Source organism: Inquilinus sp. (assembly GCF_057815775.1).
On the sequence record NZ_JBYRFX010000455.1, the window covers coordinates 1 to 2,739 of the forward strand.

Below are 2,739 nucleotides of genomic sequence, written 5' to 3' on the forward strand. Positions count from 1 at the left end.
ATGCAGAATCGCTGCCGGTTGCGACGGCCTGCCGATTTGGGTTCCGACGGCGCCAAACCCCTCCCCCTACCCCCTCCCGCAAGGGGGGGGGGAGAGTAGAAGGGTCGCAGCGGTGCGCTGATGTCAGCGACGGCCAACGTCAAGCCTTCGTCGCGCGTTCCGGGACGATCTGGCCGCCGGGCTGCAGCCAGGCGCCCTTGATCTCGGCGCGGGCGGCGGCGAGGTCGTTGGGGTAGTACAGCAGCACATGCGCCGCATCCTGGACGATGATGCGCTGGGCCTTGGCGTACAGGGTCTTGCGCTCGGCCTCGTCGGTCGACGACCCGGCCTTGTCCAGGATCCCGTCCAGCTCGGCGTTGCTGTAGAAGCCGAGATTGGCGCCCTTCGGCGACCAGCTGTCGGTGTAGTACAGCGGCTTCAGCTGCAGATCGGCGTCGAAGGTGCCGGTGGACCAGGAGGCGATGACGCTGTGCACGCCCTGGGCCGCCTTTTCCTCCGGCGTGCCGAAAGCGGCAGCGGTCCACACCCCGCTCTCCATCCGCTGGATGTTCAGGGTGATGCCGGCCGCGGCCCACATGCCCTGCAGGATCTCGGCGATCGGCGCTTCCGGCTCCTGCACCGCGACATTGATGGTGATGCCGTCGGCATGGCCGGCCTCGGCCAGCAGCGACTTGGCCTTGGCGACATCCAGGACATAGCCCTCGACCGTCGGGTCGTAGCCGAACACGGCGGGCGACAGGGGCGAGGCCGCCGGCAGGCCGAAGCCGTAGAGCAGGTTGCTGACCAGCCCGGCCCTGTCGGTGGCCAGGTTCAGCGCCTGACGGACGCGGACGTCGTCCAGCGGCGCCAGCTTGCAGTTCAGCGCCACCCAGAACACCGCGGTCGGGTTGCCCTCGATCAGCCTCAGCTCCGGGTTCGCCTTGATCGGCGCGGCGAAGACCGGCGGCAGCGGCACGACGATGTCGGCGTCGCCGGTCTGCACCGCCATGTTCATGACGGCCGCTTCCTGGGTCCAGATCCACTTCAGGGTCTTGGTCGGCGCCTTGTCGCCCCAATAATCGGCGTTGGCCTCGGACAGCACGTATTCGCCCGATTTGTACTCGGCCAGCTTGTACGGGCCGGTGCCGACAGCGGCGCGGCCCAGCGTGCCGGCCTTGTCGGCCTTCGGGCTGACGATCGTGGCCGAGGCCTGGGCCAGCAGCTTGAGGAAGGCGGGGTAGGGGCGCTTCAGGGTGAAGCGGATGGTGTCGGCATCCACCGCCTTGACCTCGCCGACCACAGCGCGGAAGCGGCCGCTGGCGGCCAGGCCGCGCTTCTCGTCCAGATGTCGGGCGAAGGCGGCGATCACGGCATCGGCGTTGCAGGGCTCGCCGTCATGGAACTTCACGCCCTGGCGCAGGGTGAAGGTCCAGGTGGTGCCGGTCGCGTCGCCCTCCCATTTGGTGGCCAGGACGGGGATCAGCTCCATCTTCTCATTGTAGCCGGTCAGGCCCTCATACATCGGCTCCAGGATCGCCGAGCTGTAGGTCGCGGTCTGGTCCGCCGGGTCCATGCTGCGCGGCGCCTCGCTCTGCATGATCACGATCTGCCCGGCATCGGCGGCAAAGGCGCCGCGGCCCTTCAGCATCGCCGCCAGTCCCAGTGCCCCGCCCAGGGCCAGCGCGCCGCGCCGGTCGATCAGAATGGTCATGTCGTCCCCCACTGTTCGAATCGATCCGGAGTGCCCGGTGATTTTGTTCGGTTCATGAAGCCTGTTGCTTGATTAAATTCAATTCGTAAACTAACTGTCAAGTCAGACGTCGGGGCGGCCGGGGATTTCGGTAGCGCCGGCGGTCCCTTTCGCTCTGGTCCCGAGGCATATGGCCAACCCGTCGAAACGCTCCCTGCTCAAAGCCGTGACCGACCGCGGTCCGCTGAGCCGGTCCGAGCTGTCGGCGCTGACCGGGCTGAGCAAGGCGGCGATCACGGGGCTGAGCCGCGAGCTGATCCAGGACGGCGCGCTGGCGGAAAGCGACACCGCCGTCCTCGGCCGCCAGGGCCGGCCGTCGATCCTGCTGACGCTGAACCCGAGCTACGGCTATTTCATCGGCGCCTCGATCGTGGAGGAGCCGGTGACGCTGGTGCTGGCCGATCTGCAGGGCGCGGTGCTGGGCCAGCGCACCGCGCCCTGGTCGAACGACCCGCAACGCATCGCCGACACCATCCGCGAGGCGGTGCCGCATCTGCTGGACCAGGCCGGCATTGCGGCCGACCGGCTGCGCGGCATCGGCGTCGCCCTGTCCGGCCTGGTCAACAACGACCAGGACCGCTGCCTGCATTCGGCCAATCTCGGCTGGATCGACCTGCCGGTGGCGGCGATGGTGACGGCGGCGACCGGCGTGCCGGCCACCCTGGAGAACGACGCCAACGCCGTCGCCACCGGCGAGCGGCTGTACGGCCTGGCGCGGGATTATCGCAGCTTCACCACCGTCACCTTCGGTGACAGCATCGGCTGTGCCCATTATGTCGACGGGGCGCTGTATCGCGGCCATGGCGGCGGCGCCGGCGAGATCGCGCATTGCACCATCGAGCCGGGCGGGCTGCCCTGCCGCTGCGGCAAGCGCGGCTGCCTCGACACCATCGCCCCGCGCCAGGCGATCCTGGCCCAGGCGCGCGAGCGCGGCCTGCCGGCGACCACCACGGCGGGGATCGAGGCGCTGGCGGCGCAGGGCAACACCGACGCGATCCAGATCCTGCACC

The 2,739-nt window shown here is 69.1% G+C and carries 2 protein-coding genes; one reads left to right on the plus strand and one right to left on the minus strand.

Going from position 1 to position 2,739, the window contains the following annotated elements; all coding sequences use genetic code 11:
* Positions 1–139: 139 nt before the first annotated feature.
* Positions 140–1,690 carry an ABC transporter substrate-binding protein gene (locus tag AC3XYG_RS16295; protein ID WP_489140899.1) on the minus strand — a complete coding sequence of 517 codons (1,551 nt, stop codon included), beginning with the start codon at positions 1,688–1,690 and terminating at the stop codon, positions 140–142.
* Positions 1,691–1,895: 205 nt separating this feature from the next.
* Here AC3XYG_RS16295 and AC3XYG_RS16300 point away from each other — a divergent pair.
* Positions 1,896–2,739: ROK family protein (locus AC3XYG_RS16300; protein WP_489140900.1), on the plus strand; the 844-nt coding region annotated here is incomplete at its 3' end.